21 protein-coding genes are annotated in these 22,036 nt (G+C 54.5%); 1 reads left to right on the top strand and 20 read right to left on the bottom strand.

What is annotated here, in order from left to right:
* Positions 1-33: 33 nt before the first annotated feature.
* From ybeD to leuS, 11 genes are all read right to left on the bottom strand, one after another.
* Positions 34-297, bottom strand: coding sequence for a DUF493 family protein YbeD (gene ybeD, locus PW844_RS18350; protein ID WP_299454913.1), 264 nt, complete (start codon positions 295-297; stop codon positions 34-36).
* A gap of 219 nt (positions 298-516) precedes the next feature.
* Positions 517-1,728, bottom strand: coding sequence for a D-alanyl-D-alanine carboxypeptidase DacA (dacA, locus tag PW844_RS18345; RefSeq protein ID WP_084873402.1), 1,212 nt, complete (start codon positions 1,726-1,728; stop codon positions 517-519).
* A 130-nt stretch (positions 1,729-1,858) separates the two neighbouring features.
* Complete coding sequence (rlpA, locus tag PW844_RS18340; RefSeq protein WP_299454909.1) at positions 1,859-2,962, bottom strand: endolytic peptidoglycan transglycosylase RlpA; 1,104 nt, start codon at positions 2,960-2,962, stop codon at positions 1,859-1,861.
* A gap of 10 nt (positions 2,963-2,972) precedes the next feature.
* Positions 2,973-4,085, bottom strand: coding sequence for a peptidoglycan glycosyltransferase MrdB (mrdB, locus tag PW844_RS18335; RefSeq protein WP_299455006.1), 1,113 nt, complete (start codon positions 4,083-4,085; stop codon positions 2,973-2,975).
* An 8-nt stretch (positions 4,086-4,093) separates the two neighbouring features.
* Positions 4,094-5,998, bottom strand: coding sequence for a peptidoglycan DD-transpeptidase MrdA (gene mrdA / locus PW844_RS18330; RefSeq protein WP_299454907.1), 1,905 nt, complete (start codon positions 5,996-5,998; stop codon positions 4,094-4,096).
* 34 nt (positions 5,999-6,032) lie between these two features.
* Positions 6,033-6,503, bottom strand: a complete 471-nt coding sequence (gene rlmH / locus PW844_RS18325) for a 23S rRNA (pseudouridine(1915)-N(3))-methyltransferase RlmH (protein ID WP_084873413.1) — start codon at positions 6,501-6,503, stop codon at positions 6,033-6,035.
* 3 nt (positions 6,504-6,506) lie between these two features.
* Positions 6,507-6,824, bottom strand: a complete 318-nt coding sequence (gene rsfS / locus PW844_RS18320) for a ribosome silencing factor (protein WP_084873416.1) — start codon at positions 6,822-6,824, stop codon at positions 6,507-6,509.
* 161 nt (positions 6,825-6,985) lie between these two features.
* Entirely contained in the window at positions 6,986-7,630 is a 645-nt protein-coding gene (nadD, locus tag PW844_RS18315; RefSeq protein ID WP_299454902.1) for a nicotinate-nucleotide adenylyltransferase, read from the bottom strand.
* Positions 7,623-8,654, bottom strand: a complete 1,032-nt coding sequence (gene holA / locus PW844_RS18310; protein WP_299454900.1) for a DNA polymerase III subunit delta — start codon at positions 8,652-8,654, stop codon at positions 7,623-7,625. Before holA ends, nadD begins: the two co-directional genes overlap by 8 nt.
* Positions 8,651-9,250 (bottom strand): LPS assembly lipoprotein LptE, encoded by a 600-nt coding sequence (lptE, locus tag PW844_RS18305; RefSeq protein WP_299454897.1) that lies wholly within the window; start codon positions 9,248-9,250, stop codon positions 8,651-8,653. The genes holA and lptE overlap by 4 nt, the downstream gene beginning before the upstream one ends.
* A gap of 14 nt (positions 9,251-9,264) precedes the next feature.
* Positions 9,265-11,847, bottom strand: coding sequence for a leucine--tRNA ligase (leuS, locus tag PW844_RS18300; protein WP_299454894.1), 2,583 nt, complete (start codon positions 11,845-11,847; stop codon positions 9,265-9,267).
* Between the two features lie 214 nt (positions 11,848-12,061).
* Between leuS and PW844_RS18295 the strand changes: the two genes are divergently transcribed.
* Positions 12,062-12,544 carry a zinc ribbon-containing protein gene (locus PW844_RS18295; protein ID WP_299454891.1) on the top strand — a complete coding sequence of 161 codons (483 nt, stop codon included), beginning with the start codon at positions 12,062-12,064 and terminating at the stop codon, positions 12,542-12,544.
* Between the two features lie 50 nt (positions 12,545-12,594).
* Here PW844_RS18295 and PW844_RS18290 read toward each other — a convergent pair whose 3' ends face one another.
* The 9 genes from PW844_RS18290 to miaB form a co-directional block, all read right to left on the bottom strand.
* Positions 12,595-13,320 (bottom strand): amino acid ABC transporter ATP-binding protein, encoded by a 726-nt coding sequence (locus PW844_RS18290; RefSeq protein ID WP_084873434.1) that lies wholly within the window; start codon positions 13,318-13,320, stop codon positions 12,595-12,597.
* A complete protein-coding gene (gene gltK / locus PW844_RS18285) occupies positions 13,321-13,998 on the bottom strand; it encodes a glutamate/aspartate ABC transporter permease GltK (protein WP_299454888.1) in 678 nt (225 codons plus the stop codon).
* Entirely contained in the window at positions 13,998-14,738 is a 741-nt protein-coding gene (locus PW844_RS18280) for an amino acid ABC transporter permease (protein ID WP_299454885.1), read from the bottom strand. Before PW844_RS18280 ends, gltK begins: the two co-directional genes overlap by 1 nt.
* 166 nt (positions 14,739-14,904) lie before the next feature.
* Positions 14,905-15,798 carry an amino acid ABC transporter substrate-binding protein gene (locus PW844_RS18275; RefSeq protein WP_084873443.1) on the bottom strand — a complete coding sequence of 298 codons (894 nt, stop codon included), beginning with the start codon at positions 15,796-15,798 and terminating at the stop codon, positions 14,905-14,907.
* 436 nt (positions 15,799-16,234) lie between these two features.
* Positions 16,235-17,761 carry an apolipoprotein N-acyltransferase gene (gene lnt, locus PW844_RS18270; protein ID WP_299454878.1) on the bottom strand — a complete coding sequence of 509 codons (1,527 nt, stop codon included), beginning with the start codon at positions 17,759-17,761 and terminating at the stop codon, positions 16,235-16,237.
* A gap of 4 nt (positions 17,762-17,765) precedes the next feature.
* Complete coding sequence (corC, locus tag PW844_RS18265) at positions 17,766-18,647, bottom strand: CNNM family magnesium/cobalt transport protein CorC (RefSeq protein WP_084873446.1); 882 nt, start codon at positions 18,645-18,647, stop codon at positions 17,766-17,768.
* Between the two features lie 82 nt (positions 18,648-18,729).
* Complete coding sequence (gene ybeY / locus PW844_RS18260) at positions 18,730-19,203, bottom strand: rRNA maturation RNase YbeY (RefSeq protein WP_299454875.1); 474 nt, start codon at positions 19,201-19,203, stop codon at positions 18,730-18,732.
* Complete coding sequence (locus PW844_RS18255; protein ID WP_084873452.1) at positions 19,200-20,264, bottom strand: PhoH family protein; 1,065 nt, start codon at positions 20,262-20,264, stop codon at positions 19,200-19,202. The genes ybeY and PW844_RS18255 overlap by 4 nt, the downstream gene beginning before the upstream one ends.
* A 207-nt stretch (positions 20,265-20,471) precedes the next feature.
* Entirely contained in the window at positions 20,472-21,896 is a 1,425-nt protein-coding gene (miaB, locus tag PW844_RS18250; protein WP_299454834.1) for a tRNA (N6-isopentenyl adenosine(37)-C2)-methylthiotransferase MiaB, read from the bottom strand.
* Between the last annotated feature and the right edge of the window lie 140 nt (positions 21,897-22,036).

Genomic DNA, 22,036 nt, shown 5'->3' with positions numbered 1-22,036 from the left:
ACGCTGGCAAAGATCCCTTTGCCAGCGTCAGCATTACAGCACCATGCGCACGATATCGATGTTGCCTAACTCTTCATACAGGGTTTCAACCTGTTCAATGTGTGTGGCCATGATGGTGATGGAAACGGAGTGATAATTGCCTTTGCTGCTCGGCTTCACATCTGGCTTGTAGTCGCCGGGCGCATGACGCTGCACCACTTCAACCACTTGATCAACCAGCTCCGGTTGCGCCAGACCCATCACTTTATAGGTAAAGGAGGTAGGGAATTCGAGCAGTTCATTCAGTTTGGTTTTCATATTGACTCCGGTGCATAAAAAACAGGCTCCCGCCTGAGCGGGAGCAATAATCCCCGTCATATTTCAGTCTGCAGGTGCGTTGGCTACGTTCGTTCACCCCAGTCACTTACTATTGTAAGCTCCCGGGGATGAACTCGCTTGCCGCCTTCCTGCACCCTGAACTATTTAGGGGATATTAAATATATGATGGTATATGGCGGGTTTTTCAACCATACGGCCTTAGCCGAACCAGTGGTGGAACATCAGTTTGATGTAATCGATGATACGACTGATGAAACCGCCTTCCTGAACTTCGTTCAGCACCACCAGCGGACGCTGTTCAATGGTTTTGCCATCCAGCTGGAAGTTGATGCTGCCCACTACCTGGTTTTTCTGTAGCGGCGCATGCAGTTCGGTGTTGTTCAGCACGTAGCTGGCTTTCAGATCTTTCATGCGGCCACGCGGGATGGTCAGATAAGCATCTTTCTCCACGCCGAGCTGGACACGGTCGCTGTTACCAAACCACACCGGCTCAGAAGCAAATTCTTTACCCGCCTTCAGCGGTGCCACGGTTTCAAAGAAACGGAAGCCCCAGGTCAGCAGTTTTTTGCTCTCGGTTTCACGGCCTTTGTAGGTATGGCCGCCCATCACCGCCGAAATCAGACGCATCTGGCCTTCGGTCGCTGACGCCACCAGGTTGTAACCTGCGGCATCGGTATGGCCGGTTTTGATGCCGTCGACATTGAGGCTGGTATCCCACAGCAGGCCGTTACGGTTCAGCTGGCGGATGTTGTTAAAGGTGAACTCTTTCTCGTGATAAACCGCGTATTCATCCGGTACGTCACGAATCAGTGCCTGACCGATCAGCGCCATATCGCGCGCCGAGCTGTACTGGCCGTCTGCATCCAGGCCGTGTACGGTCTGGAAATGGGTGTTTTTCAGACCTAACGCCTGCACGTAATTGTTCATCAGGTTGACGAAGGCATCCTGGCTGCCCGCCACATAATCGGCCATGGCAACACAGGCATCGTTACCGGATTGCAGCACGATACCGCGCGTCAGCTGCGAAACGGGAACGCGATCGCCCGGTTTGAGGAACATCAGCGAGGAGCCTTTAAATACCGGATTACCGGTAGCCCACGCATCTTTACCCACGGTGACAATATCATCCTGATGGATTTTACCCGCTTTAACTGCCTGGCCGATGACGTAGCTGGTCATCATTTTGGTCAGACTGGCGGGGTCGCGACGTGCATCGGCGTTCTTTTCCGCCAGCACCTTGCCCGAGTTATAGTCGATCAGAACGTAGGCTTCAGCATCAATGTCCGGAACGCCCGGAATCATGGTTTTGAGGTTAACATCGTCCGCCAGGGCGGCATGGCTGAGGGAAAGGGCGACCAGTGATCCCACTGTCAGGCGTTTCAGAAAACGAGAAGGTTTCAGCGTATTCATGTTCAGGACTACAACATCCGTGAGGTTGAGAGTGAAAAAAAGTGCCTTGACTCAAGCAAACGCCTGATTGGGCGACATCTTGCTTTGCAAAACTGTTGTAACCAGGCAGCACTATGCCTGGTTGTTATTATCACATGCCGTTATGTGACGTGGTAATAAATGAACTCATTTGCGCTTCGTTGTTCAGGCGCTGCTGCAATGCAGCAGCTTCCGCGCGGGATTTATAGCCACCCAGCTGCACGCGATAAACGTTGCCATTGGCTTCAACCGAACCCGGTACGCCGAAACGTTTGCCGAGGCTGGTTGCCAGCTGGCGTGCGCGAACGGCATCGTTAAGTGCGCCCACCTGCACTACATAACCGCCAGCGCTCTGGCTGGCTGGCGTTGCAGCTGCGGCTACCGGGGCTGCGACCGCAGCAGTCGCCGCGGGTGCAGCTACAGTGGCGGCTGGCTGCGGTTCGCTGCTTTCCAGTACGCCACTGGCTAAGGGTTGTGGTGCGCCAAGAAAACCATTGCTGCGCACCGGTGCACCCATGCCATCGCTGCTTTGCAGCGTGCTGTTATCCACCGCACGGACATCCTGCGCCGGAGGTGTGGCGCTTTGGGTGCTGGCACTGCCGCCCATCATCACCATACCGCCGCCCAGGTCAGGGCGTGCTGGCAGTGCGTAACTTTGTTTGGCGACCGTGGTACCAATGGTACCGGGGCCCGACAGCGTACCGTCCGGTGCGACATTGATATAGTCAACGCGCACACGGGTATTATTCGAGATATTCAGGCGGTCGGCTGCGGCGCTCGACAAATCGATAATTCGGCCCGGTGTGTAGGGACCGCGATCATTGACTCGCACGACAATCTGACGACCATTCGCCAGGTTAGTGACGCGGACATAGCTGGGTAAAGGCAGGGTCGGATGAGCTGCGCTCATGGCGTTGGGATCGAAGGTCTCACCAATCGCGGTACGATTGCCCTGGGCTTCAGTGCCATAGGAGGTGGCTAAACCCACTTCACTGAAGTTAGAAGGATCTTTCACGATACGGTAGGTTTTACCGTTGACGCTATAGTCCTGGCTGGTTGACGGATTGATCGGTTCATAGCGCGGTTCCACTCCCGGGATTTCAACTACCGGGCCGTTGTAAGCCGGTTGTGGTGGGGCGGTATTCTGCGGTTCCTGAGAGGAACAGGCAGCCAGTACCAATGATGCCAGAGCAACCCCAAGCCAGTCCTTACGCATGTGCAGCCTCTTAAACGCTTTTAGATAACATTTTTCGATGAGTATGGATCGACATGACGATGCCAAATCCGGCCATTAGTACAATCAATGCCGATCCGCCGTAGCTGACCAGCGGCAGCGGTACGCCGACCACCGGTAAGATACCACTAACCATGCCAATGTTAACGAAAACATAAACGAATAAAATCAGCATCAAACCTCCTGCCATCACGCGACCAAAGGTGGTTTGTGCCCGTGCTGCGATAATCAAACCACGCATAATAAGCAGCAGATACAGCACCAATAGCAGCAGTACGCCGACCAGCCCCAGTTCTTCTGCCAGCACGGCAAAGATAAAGTCAGTATGGCGTTCAGGCAAAAACTCCAGTTGAGACTGGGTGCCATGCAGCCAGCCCTTACCGCGCAGGCCACCTGAGCCGATGGCAATTTTGGACTGAATGATGTGATAACCGGCACCCAGTGGATCGCTCTCGGGGTTCAGCAGCATCATCACGCGGTCGCGTTGATAATCGTGCATCAGGAAGAACCACAGCACCGGGATAAACGCCGCAATCAGCAGCACCGCAACGCCAATCAATTTCCAGCTCATGCCAGACAGGAACAGCACGAACAAACCTGATGCAGCGATCAGGATGGATGTTCCCAGGTCAGGCTGCGCTGCAACCAGCAGGGTCGGAGCAAAGATCAGGATCAGTGCGATGCCGGTGTTCTTCAGCGTTGGCGGACACACATCGCGATTGATAAAGCGCGCCACCATCAGTGGCACGGCTATTTTGGCGATCTCCGACGGCTGGAAGCGCACCACGCCCAGATCCAGCCAGCGCTGCGCCCCTTTACTGATATGGCCGAAGGCATCTACGGCAATCAGTAATATCACGCAGATGATATAGAGATAGGGCGCCCAGCTCTCGTAAACGCGCGGTGGCACCTGCGCCAGCACGATCATGATCACCAGACCCATCACAATCTGGCCGATTTTACGCTCCATCATGCCGGGATCCTGGCCACTGGCGCTCCAGATAACGAAAGCGCTGTAGACCAGCAGGCCGATGATCACCAGCATAAAGAGGGGGTCAATATGGATGCGCGTCCAGATCGTTCTTTTCTGCGGACTATCGTTCATGGACATGCTTATTCACCTTCGTAACCGGGTGGCGTCGGTGCGGCTTCTGGCAGCACCGTATTGTTATCGCCTAACATAATGTGGTCGAGAATCTGACGCATCACCGAGCCGACGGCCGGGCCCGCACCGCCGTTCTCCAGAATCATAGTGACAGCGACACGCGGTTTATCAAACGGCGCGAAGGCGGTCATCAGTTTGTGGTCACGCAGACGCTCAGCGATTTTGTGTGCGTTATAGGTTTCGTTCTCTTTCAGACCGAATACCTGAGCCGTACCGGATTTGGCGGCGATTTTATAAGGGGCATCGGCAAAACTCTTATGCGCAGTCCCGTTGGGACGGTTGGCAACGCCATACATCCCGTCTTTGGCGATCTCCCAGAAACCGGAGTGGATATCGCCAATCGGTTCATCTGCTGGCTGGCGATACGGCACCATGGTGTGGCCTTCACGGGTGGCGTGCAACAGATGCGGCACTTTTATTACCCCGTCGTTTATTAAAATCATCATCGCTTTGTTCATCTGCACCGGTGTGGCGGTCCAGTAGCCCTGGCCGATCCCCACCGGGATGGTATCGCCCTGATACCAGGGTTTCTTAAAGCGTTTCAGCTTCCAGTCACGCGTCGGCATATTGCCGGGGCTTTCCTGTGGCAGGTCAATGCCGGTGCGATGGCCGTAGCCAAATTTGGTCATCCATTCTGACAGGCGATCAATCCCCATGTCATAGGCAACCTGATAGAAGAAGGTATCGGCGGATTCTTCCAGTGCTTTGGTGACGTTGAGACGACCATGCCCCCATTTTTTCCAGTCACGATAACGCTTTTCAGAACCCGGTAACTGCCACCAGCCGGGGTCAAACAGACTGGTGTTACGGTTAATCACCCCGGCGCTGAGCGCTGATACCGCGACGTAAGGTTTCACTGTGGATGCCGGAGGGTAGGCAGCCTGCAAGGCGCGATTATAAAGTGGACGATTTTCATCGTTGAGCAACGCTTTGTAATCTTTGCTGGAGATACCATCGACAAACAGATTTGGGTCATAGCTTGGTGTTGAAACCAGTGCGAGGATTTCCCCGCTGCGTGGATCGCTCACTACCACTGCTGCCCGGCTGCCCGCCAGCAGCGTTTCGATGTACTGCTGCAATTTGAGGTCGATGGTGAGATAGATATCGCGCCCGGCCTGAGGTGATTGTTCATGCAACTGACGGATCACCCGGCCACGGTTATTCACCTCGACTTCTTCATAACCGGTGGTGCCGTGCAGCACATCCTCGTAATAGTTTTCGATACCCAGCTTGCCGATGTCATGGGTTGCCGCATAGTTCGGCCATTTGCCTTCCTGATCGAGACGCGTGACATCACGATCGTTAATTTTCGACACGTAGCCCACCACATGGGTCAGCGTTTGTCCGTAGGGATAGTAGCGGCGCTGGTAGCCTTTCACTTCCACACCCGGGAAGCGGTACTGATTTACAGCAAAACGCGCCACCTGCACATCGCTCAGGGCGGTTTTGACCGGAATGGAGGTGAAGCGGCGAGAGCGCTTGCGTTCTTTCTCGAACGCGTCCAAATCGTCATCGGTGAGATCGAGGATCGGGCGCAGGTCCTGTAGCGTTTGCTTCAGGTCATCGACTTTTTCCGGTACCAGCTCCGCCTGATAAATGGTGCGGTTCAGCGCCAGCGGCACGCCGTTGCGATCAAAAATGATACCGCGGCTCGGTGCCACCGGCACCAGCTTGATGCGGTTGTCATTGGAGCGGGTGCTGTAATCAGCAAAACGCAGAATTTGCAGGTGGTACAGGTTGACCACCAGAATACCGGAAAGCAGCAGGATGCCGAAAAAGGCTACCAAAGCCCGACGGACAAACAGCTTTTGTTCGGCAGTGTAATCGCGAAAAGCGTTGCTTTGTAATTTCATCCGCTGCGTTTAATGTCCGGGGTTGGCCTGGCGTTTATTCACGGTGATAAGGATGATTGGCGGTGATGCTCCAGGCACGGTACAGGCTCTCGGCCACCAGCACACGCACCAGCGGATGTGGCAGCGTCAGGGCCGACAGTGACCAGCTTTGCTCTGCCGCCGCCTTACAGGCAGGCGACAGGCCTTCAGGCCCGCCGATCAACAGGCTGACATCGCGGCCATCCTGCTTCCAGCGCTCCAGCTGCTGTGCCAGCTGCGGGGTTTCCCACGGTTGCCCGGGAATATCCAGCGTCACAATGCGGTTACCTTTGCCCACGGCCGCCAGCATCGCTTCACCTTCTTTTTCAAGAATGCGTTTGATGTCAGCATTTTTGCCGCGTTTGCCTGCTGGCACTTCGGTCAGTTCCAGCGGCATATCTTTAGGGAAGCGGCGCAGATACTCGGTGAAACCGGTCTGAACCCAATCCGGCATTTTGGTGCCGACGGCCACAAGCTGCAATTTCACCGCTTAGCTCCAGAGCTTTTCCAGCTCATACAGCTGACGGCTGTCTTCCTGCATGACGTGCACAATCACGTCACCAAGATCGACCACCACCCAGTCGGCTGCCGCTTTGCCTTCAACGCCTAATGGCTTCAGGCCAGCAGCGCGTGACTCCTGCATGACATGGTCAGCAATTGAGGTCACATGACGGGTTGAGGTGCCGGTGCAGATAATCATGCAATCGGTGATGCTGGATTTGCCCTGAACGTCAAGCGCGACGATATCCTGGCCTTTGAGATCATCAATCTTATCAATAACGAACTCTTGGAGTGCTTTACCTTGCAAAAGGTTCCCCTTAAATCAGGTGATTACGGGCAGGCTGAATGCCCTGGAAACGCAGCCAAAAATGAAGCGGCGCAGTATAGCATGCCGCGATTGGTCGCGATATATACCCGTTATACATCAAATTGCAGGAGCGTTAACTGTCAGCAAGCCTGCAAGCCGAATTATTTAAGGTATAGGCCGGCGCGATCGATATAGTCGATGACCGCTGCGGGCAGTAAATCCGCGCAGGACTCGCCCTGTAAGCGGCGCTTGCGGATCTCGGTGGCTGAAATATCGAAAAGCGGCGTATCGGCCAGCCAGATAAGGCCAGCCGGAAGGCGATGCAGTTGTTGCACATCGCGCGCGAGATGCTGATCCAGCCACTGCTGCATCTCAGGGGTGTCCATTTGCGCCGGATAACCCGGGCGTTTGCACACCAGCAAATGACACAGCGACAACAAATCCTGCCAGCGGTGCCATTTGGCTAACGTTAGCAGAGAATCCTGGCCGATGATAAACCCCAGGGGCTGCTGATCACCACGTTGTGCACGCAATGCTTCCAGCGTTGCCACCGTCCACGATGGCGTTTCCCGCTCCAGCTCGCGCGTATCGATATCAAACAACGGGCGGTCAGCAATGGCGCAGTGCAACATGGCGACGCGCTGTTGCGCACTGGCCTGGGGTTGCGGGCGATGTGGCGGTACATTGTTCGGCAGCAGAGTGACTTTTTTCAGGCCGATCTGCTGGGCCAGTGCTTCGACCGGATGCAGATGTCCATAATGGATGGGATCAAAGGTGCCGCCGAACAGGGCGTCAAGTTCAGACATCAGCAAAGCTCATCGGGAAATCACGGTGGCATAGCAGCAGCGATAGGGTCTCCAGCTGCGGCCACAGGTTTTGACCATAGTCCTGTTTCAGCGACAGCTCCAGCTCCGCCAGCAGATGCACCGCGCGCTGTAAACGACGGGCATCCAGCCGTTGTAATGCCTCCATAAACAGCGCCCGGCGGTTCTGCCAGATACGTTGTTGATCCATCAGCGTGCGCAGCGGTTGTCGGGCCTGATGGCGTTGCAGATGCAGTAACGTCAGCAGATCGCGTTGCAGGCTGCGCAGCAGGATCACCACTTCGCTGTCTTCCTTCTCCAGCTGATGCAGGATATGCAGGGCGCGCTTACTTTTGCCCGCCAGCAGGGCATCAACCCAGTGGAACGGCGTAAAGTGGGCGGCATCATTTACCGCTTCTTCGACCCGTGGCAGGGTGAGTTTGCCATCCGGCCATAACAACGAGAGGCGCTCCAGCGCCTGAGCCAGTGCCAGCAAGTTGCCTTCATAACAGTAGCAAAGCAGCTGGATTGCGGCATCATCGACGCTCAGCTTCATAGCTTTGGCGCGATTTGCCACCCAGCGTGGCAACTGGGCCTGTTCGGGGGTCTGGCACGGCACCAGCACGGCCTGCGCACTTAGCGCTTTAAACCAGGCGCTGTTTTCCTGCGCTTTGGTCAGCTTCGCCATGCGCAGCACCAGCAGGATATCGCTGTGCAGCAGGCTGGCAAGTTTGACCAGTTGCTCGGCCATCGCGGCGTTCGGGCCATTTTCCGGGAATTGCAGCGTCAGTGTCTGCCGTTGGGTAAACAGGCTGAGCGACTGGCAGCGGGCAAACAGGTCATCCCAGCTGGTTTGTGCATCCAGAGTGACACTGAAATGTTCTTCGAAGCCCTGAGCCGTTGACGCGGTGCGAATGGCGTCAGCGCTTTCCTGAATCAGCAGCGGTTCATTACCGGTCAGAAAATAACAGGCGCGCAGCCCCTCACGGAGTTGCGCGCTGAGTTGTTCAGGATAGATCCTGATCATTGCAGACTGGTAGCTGACGAGGAAGGTGCTTCCAGTGAGCTTTCGCCGGGTAAGATCGTCTCAGGCTGCGGCAGTGTATCTTTGTTGCTTTCCTGTGCCGCATGCACTGTCAGCAGCTTGCGCACCAGCTGTTCGGCGGCACGCTGACGCATCTCCTGCATGATCTTGTCCTGCTCGGCATCCTTCGCCAGTGCGGCGTTCGGGTTGTCGAAGAAAGAACGATACACGGTGGTGCTGATCGGGTAGATACCTTTACCTGGCAGCAGTACCTGAGCCGACACTGACATCACCAGTGAATATTCAGCGGTGGTGCCGCTGATAAATATGGAGGCAGTATCACGACCAAAGTTTTCACCGCCGAGACGTAACGTCGGCACGTTATTGCGCGTCTCTTTGGTGTCATCAACAATGCGCACGTTATTGAGGCGCAGTTGCTGACGGACGGTACGCGCCAGTGGTCCATAAGGGTCACCAGTGGAGACGATCAGCGTTTTCATTTCAGCGGGCACCTGAGTGGTGCCACGCGGATGAAAACCACAGCCAGCGGTGATCATCACCGCCAGCAGGACAAACAGCCTGATTATCAGTTGTCGCACAGTTCCTCCTGAACTTAACCTACGACCAGGTTAAGCAGTTTGCCGGGGACATAAATCACTTTACGAATGGTGACGCCTTCCAGATATTTCGCCACCAGATGCTCCTGCGCGGCACGCGCCTGCACCTGCTCCTGGGTGGCATCGGGCGCAACGGTGATTTTGCCGCGCACTTTGCCATTAACCTGAACTACAACCAGCAGTGAATCTTCAACCATAGCGGCTTCGTCTGCAAGCGGCCAGCTGGCGTCATCAACACTGCCTTCACCGCCCAGCGCTTCCCACAGTACGTAGCAGGTGTGCGGGGTGAACGGATACAGCAGACGGGTGACGGCAATCAGCGCTTCCTGCAGCAGCGCACGATCCTGGTCGCTATCCTGCGGGGCGCGGATCAGTTTGTTCATCAGCTCCATAATCGCGGCAATCGCGGTATTGAAGGTCTGACGACGGCCAATATCATCCGCCACTTTGGCGATGGTTTTGTGCAGATCGCGACGCAGCGCTTTCTGATCATCGTTCAGCGCGTTGACATCCAGCGCGGTGGTCGCGCCTTTTGCGACGTGTTCGTAAGCCAGTTTCCACACACGTTTCAGGAAGCGGTTTGCCCCTTCCACGCCTGATTCCTGCCACTCCAGCGTCATTTCCGCCGGGGAAGCAAACATCATGAACAGACGAACAGTATCAGCACCGTAACGTTCTACCATCAACTGCGGGTCGATGCCGTTGTTTTTCGACTTCGACATTTTGCTCATGCCCGCGTAAACCACTTCACGGCCCTGATTGTCGATAGCTTTGACGATACGACCTTTTTCGTCACGCTCTACGCTCACGTCTACCGGAGACACCCAGTTACGCTCGCCGTTAGCGCCGACGTAGTAGAAGGCATCCGCCAATACCATGCCCTGACACAGCAGACGTTTGGCTGGCTCATCAGAGTTTACCAGGCCCGCATCACGCAGCAGCTTATGATAGAAGCGGAAATACATCAGGTGCATGATGGCGTGTTCTATACCACCCACATACTGATCGACCGGCAGCCAATAGTTTGCTGCAGCCGGATCCAGCATGCCTTCATTGTAGTTAGCGCAGGTATAGCGCGCGTAGTACCAGGATGACTCCATAAAGGTGTCAAAGGTATCGGTTTCACGCAGCGCAGGTTGGCCGTTTACGGTGGTTTTTGCCCACTCCGGGTCAGCTTTAATCGGGCTGGTAATACCATCCATCACCACGTCTTCTGGCAGGATCACCGGCAGTTGATCCTCCGGCGTTGGCATCACGGTGCCATCTTCCAGCGTCACCATCGGGATCGGTGCGCCCCAGTAACGCTGACGGGAGACACCCCAGTCGCGCAGACGGTAGTTCACTTTACGCACGCCGACGCCTTTGGCGGCCAGCGCATCAGCGATGGCGTTAAAGCCTGCTTCGTGGCTGAGACCGTTGTAGTCGCCGGAGTTGAACAGCGAGCCTTTTTCGGTCATCGCTGCGGCGCTGATATCTGGCTCGGTGCCATCAAGGTTCAGGATTACCGGTTTGATCGGCAACGAATATTTAGTGGCAAATTCCCAGTCGCGTTGGTCATGGCCCGGAACAGCCATCACCGCACCGGTGCCGTATTCCATCAACACAAAGTTGGCAACCCATACCGGGAGCTCTTCACCGGTCAGCGGATGGATAACATGCAGGCCGGTGGCCATGCCTTTTTTCTCCATCGTCGCCATATCAGCTTCAGCCACTTTGGTATTGCGGCATTCATCGATGAAGTCAGACAGCGCCGGGTTGGTCGCTGCGGCCTGCTGTGCCAGCGGGTGACCTGCGGCGACGGCGACATAGGTGGCACCCAGGAAGGTATCCGGACGGGTGGTGTAGACCGTGACTTTTTCTGCGCTGAAGGCCACATCAAAGGTGATTTCCACGCCTTCTGAGCGACCAATCCAGTTGCGCTGCATGGTTTTAACCTGCTCAGGCCAGTCTTCCAGCTTGTCGAGGTCGTTCAGCAGTTCTTCTGCATAATCGGTGATTTTGACAAACCACTGCGGGATCTCTTTGCGCTCAACTTTGGTGTCGCAACGCCAGCAGCAGCCGTCGATAACTTGCTCGTTCGCCAGCACAGTCAGATCATTTGGGCACCAGTTAACCGCTGAGGTCTTTTTGTAAACCAGACCTTTTTCATACAGTTTGGTGAAAAACCACTGTTCCCAGCGATAGTATTCAGGCTGGCAGGTCGCCAGTTCACGGCTCCAGTCATAGCCAAAACCCAGCAGTTTGAGCTGGTTTTTCATGTACTGGATATTGTCATAAGTCCAGGGGGCCGGGGCAGTATTGTTTTTTACCGCCGCGCCTTCAGCAGGCAGACCAAACGCATCCCAGCCGATTGGCTGCAGCACGTTTTTGCCCAGCATACGTTGGTAGCGGGCAATCACATCACCGATGGTGTAGTTACGCACATGGCCCATGTGCAGGCGGCCGGAAGGATAGGGTAGCATAGAGAGGCAGTAGTATTTCTCTTTGCCTTCCTGCTCGGTCACTTTAAAGGTTTCATTTTCGTCCCAGTGCTGCTGGACGCGGGATTCTATCTCTTCCGGGCGGTATTGCTCTTGCATGGCTGCCTGTGGTCCTTAATGAATATCGCACTTAGCGTACTTTTAGATCCGCATAGCATACCCATAAGGTAGCCCCTCAACAACACTTCACGCCTTTGCCTGGGCGATTTCTGCCGAATGCGCCGCCGTATTCACCCTTTTGCGATTTCCCCCGCGGCCTGACTCGCAAGTGACTAAACTTAATCAGAGCATTCGCAGCAGAAAGGAGAACAAAATGAATAACGTGGCGCAGGTCTATCGTGCAACGGTAGCGGCATTAACCCAGCGACTGGAACGCGGTGAACGTGATATTGATGCGCTGGTCGCCAGTGCGCGTCTGCGGCTACTGGCGCAGCAGGATTTAACGCCGGATCAGGTTGATGAAGTGTTACATGCCGTCAGGCGAGATTTGCAGGAATTTGCCCTTAGCTATGAAGAGTCTTCCAGCGTGCTGGGCGATTCGGTGTTTATGCGGGTGATTCGCGAGAGTATCTGGAAGGAGCTGGCGGATATCACCGACAAGAGCCAGCTGGAGTGGCGCGAGGTGTTTCAGGATCTGCGCCATCACGGTGTCTATCAAAGCGGTGAGGTAGTGGGGCTGGGAAACCTGGTATGCGAGAAATGTCAGTTTACCCGCGCTATTTATACCCCGGAAACCCTAACCCGTTGCCCGGAATGTGGGCACGATCATTTCCAGCGCCAGCCGTTTGAACCCTAAAAAACATCGGGCAGCGTTGCTGCCCGATGCATTCCGTGTAGCGGCGCGATTTAGTGCAAGATCTTCGCGAGGAAGTCTTTGGCACGATCCGACTGCGGATTGTTAAAGAAGTCATCCTTATTGGTGTCTTCAACAATTTTGCCTTCATCCATAAAGATCACGCGGTTAGCCACTTTGCGTGCAAAGCCCATTTCATGGGTCACCACCATCATGGTCATCCCTTCCTGTGCCAGTTCCACCATCACATCCAGCACTTCGTTGATCATTTCCGGGTCAAGCGCGGAGGTTGGTTCATCGAACAGCATCGCCACCGGGTCCATGCACAGCGCACGGGCAATCGCCACACGCTGCTGCTGACCACCAGAGAGCTGGCCAGGGAATTTATCCGCATGGGCAGATAAGCCAACGCGCGCCAGCAGTTTCAGGCCTTTTTCCCGCGCCAGCTTTTTGTCACGCTTCAGCACTTTCACCTGCGCCAGGGTCAGGTTGTCAACGATACTCAGATGCGGGAACAGTTCGAAATGCTGGAACACCATCCCGACCTTGCTGCGTAACTGTGCGAGGTTGGTTTTTTTGTCGTTAACTTCGATGCCCGTGACCTGAATGCTGCCCTGCTGAATCGGCTCCAGGCCATTTACCGTTTTGATCAGCGTTGATTTACCGGAACCCGACGGACCGCACACCACCACCACTTCACCGGTTTTGACTTCGGTGGAGCAATCGGTCAGCACCTGAAAGTGCCCGTACCACTTAGAAACATTTTTCAGGCTAATCATTTAAACCGTCCTTTTTCTTTTCAGATAGCTAACCAACAGCGAGGCGCTCAGGCTGATGACAAAGTAAACCAGGCCCGCAAACAAAACCATTTCGACCTGGGTACCGTCACGCTCACCAATGGTTGAAGCGGTACGGAAGAAATCAGCCAGGCTGAGGACATAAACCAGCGAGGTATCCTGAAACAGAACAATCCCCTGGGTGAGCAACAGCGGCACCATGGCACGAAACGCCTGCGGCAGGATCACCAGTTGCATCGATTGCCAGTGGGTCATACCCAGTGCCAGAGCGGCATTGGACTGACCGCGCGCGATACTGATGATGCCGGCGCGGATAATCTCCGAATAGTACGCAGCTTCAAACAGCGAAAAAGCCACCATCGCCGAGATCAGGCGGATATCGGTTTTCGGCGACAATCCCAGCACCTGTTGCAGAAAACTTGGTACCACCAGGTAGAACCACAACAGCACCATAACCAGCGGTACTGAACGGAACAGGTTTACGTACAGTTTGGCAAACCAGCGGATGGGGGCGATGGAGGACAGGCGCATTACCGCCAGAATGGTGCCCCAGATGATGCCAAATACCACGGCAGTGACGGTGATCTTGAGCGTAATCACCATACCTTCCAGCAGGAAGGGCAGGCTGGGAGGAATTGAGCTCCAGTCAAAATCGTACATTATTTCCCTCCCACATTGCCGGGCAGACGCACTTTACGTTCTACCAGACTCATGAGCAGCATGATCACCACGTTGATACCAATGTAGGCCAGGGTGATGGCGGTGAATGATTCATAGGCATGTGCCGAGTAATCCAGCAGCTTACCGGCCTGTGCAGCCATATCCACCAGGCCAATGGTGGAGGCGATGGCCGAGTTTTTCACCAGGTTAAGCATCTCCGACGTCATCGGCGGCACAATCACGCGATAGGCGTTCGGCAACAACACATAGCGGTACGTTTGCGGCAGGGTCAGGCCCATCGCCAGACCGGCATTTTTCTGCCCGCGCGGCAATGACTGAATTGCGGCACGTACCTGTTCAGACACGCGTGCGCCGGTGAATAGCCCAAGGCAAATCACCGACGAAGAGAAGAATTGGATGTTGGGATCCAGCTCCGATTTAAACCACATACCGAGGCTCTGCCCCACCAGTTCCGGTGCGACCAGATACCAGAAGAAGAACTGCACAATCAGCGGGATATTACGAAATAATTCCACGTAGCAGGTGCCGAGGGTGGCAAGCCAGCGATTAGGCACGGTACGCAGAATGCCAAAGAAGGAACCTACGAAGAAAGCGATAATCCAGGCGCAGCAGGAGACGGCAATAGTCACCTGAAAACCGGACCACAGCCAGCCGAGATAGGTCGTATTGCCGAACGGGGCCTGTTGTAAAAAGATGCCCCAGTTCCAGTCGATACCCATAATAGCTCCGGTAAAAAAAGGGTAGCTGAGCTTCAGCTACCCAGAAGATTGATGAACGGTGTCTTGTTTACTCTTTACAGGGGAACGACCTGAGAGAGTCTGTCTGTCCGCACCGCGTTTTCAGCAATCGAGAGGGCAGCGAGGCTGCCCTTGTTGTCGTTGTTAGTTAGAGTGCTTTATCGTTCGGTGATTTGAACAGCGCTTTCATATCGTCTGACAGCTCAAAGTTCATGTTCAGATTTTTCGGCGGGATCGGCTGTTTAAACCAGGTATCAAACCATTTAGCGGCTTCACCTGAGGTCTGGGCTTTTACAATGGTGTCGTCAACCAGCGTTTTGAACTGCGGGTCTTCTTTACGCATCATACAGCCGTAGGCTTCTTTGGATTGCGGCGTGCCAAGGATTTCCCAGTCACCCGGTTTCTTCGCTTTGGCTCGTTCGCCCGCCAGCAGCGCGTCATCCATCATAAAGGCAACAGCGCGACCCGTTTCCAGGGTACGGAAGGAATCACCGTGGTCCTTGGCGCTGATGATGCGCATATCCATTTTTTTCTCGTCATTCAGCTTATGCAACAGAACTTCAGAGGTGGTACCTGAAGTAACAACCACGGTTTTGCCTTTCAGATCGGGAAAATCATGGATTGGGCCGCCTTTTTTCACCATCAGACGGGTGCCGATGACAAAGATGGTGTCAGAGAAAGCCGCCTGTTGCTGACGCTCCAGGTTATTGGTGGTAGAACCACACTCAAAGTCGTATGTGCCGTTTTGCAGCAACGGAATACGGTTTTGCGAGGTGATCGGCAGCATTTTTACCTGCAGATCAGGTTTGTTCAGTTTGGCTTTAATCGCAGCAACAATCGCATTGGAGTAGTCCTGTGAATAGCCCACAACTTTTTGCTGATTATCGTAATAAGAAAAGGGAACTGATGATTCACGGTGCCCAACGACAATCACGCCGCTGTCGTTAATCTTTTTCAGGGTGCCAGCGAGATCTTCCGCCTGGGCCGTTCCCACTGCTGCACCTAACAGCAGAAGAGATAGTGCCACTTTGCGCATCTGCATGTTCCAACTCCTTCGTATGGATATCGCGCAGCACATTTACTACGCATATTTGTGATGTTGTGTGTATTTCCTGCTGCTTTTCTGGTTATCCCCGCACACAATGGCGCGCAGTTCAGGATTAACATAGCGAATTGTTAACACAATGAAACAGACAAGTTTCTTTTTTGCGAGCCGCGCCGCACCAATAAGAGGCAAAATTTCCCCTCTGCGCAAAAATAGTGCGCATTGGCGCTTTTTTATGGTGCGTAACCCTTGGCAATGTGCTGACAAAAGCTGATGTTTACGAAAAACACTGAAATAAATAGCAATGATCGTGCCAAAGCAGTTAAAGAGTGTAAGAAACCAGCAGAGAATGCGGCAAAGCAGGGGGATAGGGAGCGGAAAAATGCGATAAAAAGGCGAAGGGTGAGCTTCGCCTCAGGAAGGGAATGGCGAATCAGCGACGACGGCGGATCAGGCCCAGCACCACACCCAGCAGGGTCAGCACCCATACCGGCCATACACCGGCTTTGGCGTAAGGTGTCTCACCTGTGGTGGGTGTCACTTTCGCTGACAGCACATCACGCGTGAACTGCGGCAGCATCTTCTCAACATCACCGTTGGCATTGACCACTGCGGTAACGCCATTGTTGGTATCACGCAGTAACGGACGACCCAACTCCAGCGCGCGCATTCTTGCCATCTGGAAGTGCTGCCACGGGCCGATGGAGTGACCAAACCAGGCATCGTTCGACACGGTCAGCAGGAAATTGGTGTCCGGGCGGAAATTAGCACGTACCTGTTCGCCCAGCACGATCTCATAGCAGATGGCGCTGGTCAGGTTGTAGCCCGCCACTTTTAATTGCGGCTGAATATAGGCTCCACGACTGAATGACGACATCGGCAAATCAAAGAACGGGGCCAGTGGTCGTAACAAATCTTCCAGCGGTACAAACTCACCAAAGGGCACCAGGTGATTCTTCTGATAACGGTTCTGGCTCTGGTAGCTGTAAGGATGCTCGCCGCCCAGCACAATTACGGAGTTGTAATCATGGTAACGATTGTCACCTTCCAGACGCGAATCGACGATGCCAGTGATCAGTGAACTGCCACGCGCACGCAGTTCTTCATCCAGCGCATGCAGGAACGGCTGCTGATTGCTTTCTAAGTCGGTAATCGCCGATTCCGGCCAGATAATGATCGGTGCTTTGCCCATCCACGGCTGGCTGTACGAGGTGTAAACCCGCAGCGTATTCAGCAACTGCTGCGGATCCCATTTCATCGATTGTGGAATATTGCCCTGAACCATTGCGACATCGACGCTGCGCTCTGGCAGTGGCTGATACCACTGCAACATGCGTAACGGCCACGGCAGCAGTAACAACAAAACGGCAGCAACCAGGCTTTTCACGCTGCGCTGATGTAGTGCAAACACCAGCAAACCGGCAATCACCATTAACAGGAAGGTGATGGTTTCCACGCCCGCCAGTGGAGCCAGTCCTTTCAGCGGGCCATCAATCTGGCTGTAGCCGAACTGTAACCAGGGGAAGCCCGTCAGGATCCAGCCACGCAGGAACTCGGTGATTTGCCATAATGCCGGAGCCGCTACCGCCAGACGCCATAGCGTGGCACGCGGCCACAGGCGATTAAGCAGGATGGCAAACAGCATTGGATAGAGAGACAAATAGGCTGCCAGCAGCACCACCAGGAACACGTTAACCGGTCCGGGCATACCACCGAAGGTGGCGATGCTGACGTACACCCAGTTAATGCCGCTGCCGAACAGGCCAAAACCCCAGGCAAAACCGATGGCTGAAGCCTGCGCGGTACGGCGATCCAGCAACAACAGTTGCAGGCCGAACAGCGAAATCAGGGCGGCGGGCCAGAAATCATAAGGGGAAAAGGAAAGGGTGCCGATGGCACCCGTTATTAACGCCAGCAGCAGGCGAACCCGCTGCCGCGAGTAAAGAGAGGCTAAAGCCATAAAATTATTCGTCATCCAGTTGAGGGAGCGGCGAGTCTTCCGGAATTTTTACATGCACCTGGATGATACGGCGGCTGTCAGACATGGCGACCTTGAATTGGTAACCATCAATTTCAATGCTTTCACCGCGTGCGGGAAGGTGGCCGAATCCCTGCATCACCAGACCGCCGATGGTATCCACTTCGTCATCACTGAAACCGGTGCCGAACACTTCGTTGAAGTCTTCGATCGGCGTCAGCGCACGCACTGTATAAGTGTGGCGGTTCAACTGACGGATATCGCGATCTTCTTCATCGTCATATTCGTCTTCAATTTCTCCGACGATCAGTTCGAGGATGTCCTCAATGGTCACCAGACCGGACACACCGCCAAACTCATCAATCACAATCGCCATATGGTAGCGTTGTGAACGGAACTCTTTCAGCATGCGGTCGACACGCTTACTTTCTGGCACCACCACGGCGGTGCGCAGCACTTTCTCCATGCTGAATGGTTCTGAGGCGCTGCTCATAAAGGGCAGCAAATCCTTGGCCATCAGAATGCCTTCAACATGATCTTTATCTTCGCTGATCACCGGGAAGCGTGAGTGGGCCGATTCAATGATCACCGCCAGACATTCTTCCAGGCTCTGGTTACGTTTCAGGGTGATCATTTGGGAACGCGGGATCATGATGTCGCGCACGCGTTGTTCGGCAATATCCAGCACCCCTTCCAGCATGTCGCGGGTGTCCTGGTCGATCAGTTCTTTTTGCTCAGAATCGCGGATTAGCCCCAGCAGTTCGTCACGGTTTTTAGGTTCGCCGTGGAACAGTTGGTTGATTAACAGGGAAAAAAATCCCTTTTTACTACTGGGTGCATCGCTGTTTTGAGAATGGTCGTCGCTCATGGCGTTTTTATTAAGTTCTCTCTGGTGAGGGAAGGAAACTGCTGGCATCCGCGCCAGCAGCGTAAATACCTGAGCCAGGGGCTCAGGCGTCTTCTTTCTCCGAAATGTACGGGTCCGGATAACCAAGGGCAAGCATTATCTCGGTCTCCAGTGCTTCCATTTCTTCGGCTTCGTCATCTTCGATATGGTCATAGCCCAGCAGATGCAGCGTACCGTGGACCACCATATGCGCCCAGTGGGCTTCCACGGTTTTCCCTTGCTCTGCGGCTTCCGCTTCCACCACCTGACGACAAATAATCAGATCGCCAAGCAGCGGCAGTTCGATGCCCGGAGGAGCTTCGAAAGGAAAAGACAGCACGTTAGTGGGCTTGTCTTTACCACGATACGTCAGATTGAGTTCATGGCTTTCTGCTTCATCAACCAGACGAATGGTGACTTCGCTTTCCGGCTGAAAAGGCGTGACTGCCGCTTCCAGCCAGCGCTGGAAAGCGGCTTCGTCGGGCAATCCCTGGCTTTCGGCACACGCCAGTTGTAAATCAAGAATTACCGCGCTCATGAAGGCTCCTGCGGGCTGGGTTGGGTGGCGGCGAGCGCTTCACGTTTGCGCTCCTCTGCCTGTTTGTCACGGCGTTTCTGGTCAGCTTCTTCCCAGGCTTCATAGGCGATAACGATGCGAGCCACCACCGGATGGCGTACCACGTCTTCGCTGTGGAAGAAGTTAAAGCTTAACTCATCCACTTCCGACAACACTTCAATCGCATGGCGCAGGCCAGATTTAGTGTGTCGCGGCAGGTCAATCTGCGTGACATCACCGGTAATGACGGCTTTTGAGTTAAAACCAATACGCGTCAGGAACATCTTCATCTGTTCGATGGTGGTGTTCTGGCTTTCATCCAGGATGATGAAAGCATCATTCAGTGTACGACCACGCATATAGGCCAGAGGGGCAACCTCGATCACGTTGCGCTCCATCAGTTTCTCAACCCGCTCAAATCCGAGCATCTCGAACAGCGCGTCATACAGCGGGCGCAGATAGGGATCGACCTTCTGGCTGAGATCGCCTGGCAGGAAACCGAGTTTCTCCCCGGCTTCAACTGCAGGACGCGTCAGCAGAATACGGCGGATTTCCTGGCGTTCAAGGGCATCGACCGCAGCAGCCACCGCCAGATAAGTTTTACCGGTACCCGCCGGGCCGATACCGAAGGTGATGTCGTGATCGAGAATATTGGCGATGTACTGTGCCTGGTTCGGCGTGCGGGGTTTAATCACACCACGCTTGGTCTTGATATTCACCGCTTTACCGAACTCCGGTACGCTTTCAGCGGTTTGTTCCAGTACGCGGCTTTCTTTAATCGCTAAATGGATTTGCTCTGGCTCGATATCCTGAATCTGGCCACGCACCGGTGCCGTATCGACATACAGCGTGCGCAGAATATCTGCCGCTGCGTTGACGCACAGGGTGCGGCCAACCAGTTTAAACTGGTTATCACGGCGGTTGATTTCGATCCCCAGACGCCGTTCCAGCTGTTTCACATTGTCATCAAACGGGCCGCACAGGCTGAGCAGGCGGCGGTTATCTACCGGTTCAAGGGCGATTTCACGAGTTTCGATATTCAAATGAATCCTTTGGGTCACTCAGGGCCAGTTGAAAAAATGTATCCGACACGCGGCAGCAGGCCATACGCATCATTACGGAATTATTTATGGGGTCACGCCTGGGCGCAAGCATCAGGGGAAATATTTGGGCAGCACCGTCAGAATGCAAGTGCTGCCTGGGGAAACAGGCGACAGCGTTTTGTGCGCTGTCGCTCAAAGGTCGGGGTTTCAAGGCTGGAAAAGACCGACGCCGATTTCGTTTTCTTTACGCGTGCGCGCAATGACCGAAGCCGGGCTTTCCACCACACGCAGACCCATCTCGTCTTCAGTACGGACCACTTTGCCACGCAGCGAGTTGGTATAGACATCAACGATTTCGACGTCAACAAACTTACCAATCATCGCGACAGAACCTTCGAAGTTCACCACGCGGTTGTTGGCAGTACGGCCAGACAGCTCCATCACGTTTTTACGTGAGGTGCCTTCCACCAGAATACGCTGTACGCTGCCGAGCATACGGCGGCTGATCGCCATTGCCTGTTGGTTAATACGGTCCTGCAGGATGTAGAGGCGCTGTTTCTTCTCGTCTTCCGACACATCATCTGGCAGGTCTGCCGCTGGCGTGCCAGGGCGAGCGGAGTAGATAAAGCTGAAGCTCATGTCGAAATTGACATCGCCAATCAGTTTCATGGTCTGCTCGAAATCCTGCTGAGTTTCACCCGGGAAGCCGATGATGAAATCAGAACTGATCTCAATATCCGGACGCGCAACGCGCAGCTTACGGATGATCGCTTTGTATTCCAGGGCGGTGTGCGCACGCTTCATCAGCGTCAGGATGCGGTCAGCACCGCTCTGTACCGGCAAATGCAGGAAGCTGACCAGCTCCGGCGTATCACGGTAAACATCAATGATGTCATCCGTGAATTCAATCGGGTGGCTGGTGGTAAAACGGATGCGGTCGATGCCATCGATAGCCGCCACCAGACGCAGCAGCTCGGCAAAGGTGCAGATATCGCCGTCAAAGGTTGCGCCGCGATAGGCGTTTACGTTCTGGCCCAGCAGGTTAACTTCGCGTACACCCTGCGCGGCTAACTGTGCAATCTCCAGCAGGATATCGTCACTCGGACGGCTGACTTCTTCGCCACGGGTGTAAGGCACCACGCAGAAGGTACAGTATTTGTTACAGCCTTCCATGATGGAAACGAATGCGGTTGGGCCTTCTGCGCGCGGTTCCGGCAGACGGTCAAATTTCTCGATTTCCGGGAAGCTGATGTCAACAATCGGGCTTTTGCTGCCACGCACCGTGTTAATCATTTCGGGCAGGCGGTGCAGCGTTTGCGGACCAAACACGATATCAACGCAGGGCGCACGCTGGCGAATATGATCGCCTTCCTGTGAAGCGACGCAGCCACCGACGCCAATGATCAGGTCGGGATTATGATCTTTCAGCTTTTTCCAGCGTCCTAACTGATGGAAAACCTTCTCCTGCGCCTTCTCACGGATCGAGCAGGTGTTGAGCAGCAGAATATCTGCCTCTTCGGCTTCCTCAGTCAGGGTGTAGCCGTGGGTGCTGTTCAGCAGGTCAGCCATCTTTGATGAATCATACTCATTCATCTGACAGCCCCAGGTTTTGATATGCAGTTTTTTGGTCATCGGACTAGCCATTCAATTCAGTGCAGGTAAGTGCTGGGCGCGTATTGTAATGCTTTGCTGCTGTTGTGACCAGTATAAGGGTAAGGGCTTTTCTGTTTGTGGCGTGAATTTCCGGTACACTTCGCAGAATGAACGCTGCG

The organism is Pantoea sp. (genome assembly GCF_028283705.1).
Classification (GTDB): Bacteria; Pseudomonadota; Gammaproteobacteria; order Enterobacterales; family Enterobacteriaceae; genus Pantoea.
This window is presented reverse-complemented; position numbering and strand designations above follow the sequence as displayed.